Below are 494 nucleotides of genomic sequence, written 5' to 3'. Positions count from 1 at the left end.
GAGAAGAATTAGGGGCATTGGGAAATTGATACTGTTGTTGGTCTGAAAAATAAAGCAGACGCTGTTTTATTAACATTGACTGAGCGTAAAACACGATTTGAATTCATACTCAAAGTCGAAGGAAAACAAGCATCTTTTGTGAATAAAGCCCTCTTACAACTAAAGAAACAGTGTGGATCATATTTTGGAGCCATCTTTAAAACCATTACTGCGGATAATGGCAAAGAATTTTCAGGCATCAATGAGTTGCTCAAAGATACACTGGCTATTTATTTCACACATCCTTATTCCTCTTGGGAACGTGGCACCAATGAAAATCATGATGGAATCATTCGAAGATTCATTCCAAAAGGACGTTCTGTCAGTGATGTAAGTGATCAACTTGTCCAACGGATTCAAACATGGATGAATAATTTGCCACGTCGGATTTTAGGATTTCAAACACCAAAAGAGCTATTTTTAGAAGAAATTTACAAAAACTTCAGCTGTTCACA

The 494-nt window shown here is 36.4% G+C and carries 1 protein-coding gene; it reads left to right on the top strand.

Going from position 1 to position 494, the window contains the following annotated elements; all coding sequences use genetic code 11:
- Positions 1-24: 24 nt before the first annotated feature.
- Positions 25-494, top strand: a 470-nt coding sequence (locus BCAMP_RS12005) for an IS30 family transposase (protein ID WP_332248526.1), incomplete at its 3' end; no start/stop codon positions are given.

The sequence above is a fragment of the Brochothrix campestris FSL F6-1037 genome, from assembly GCF_000525915.1.
GTDB lineage: Bacteria > Bacillota > Bacilli > Lactobacillales > Listeriaceae > Brochothrix > Brochothrix campestris.
This window is presented reverse-complemented; position numbering and strand designations above follow the sequence as displayed.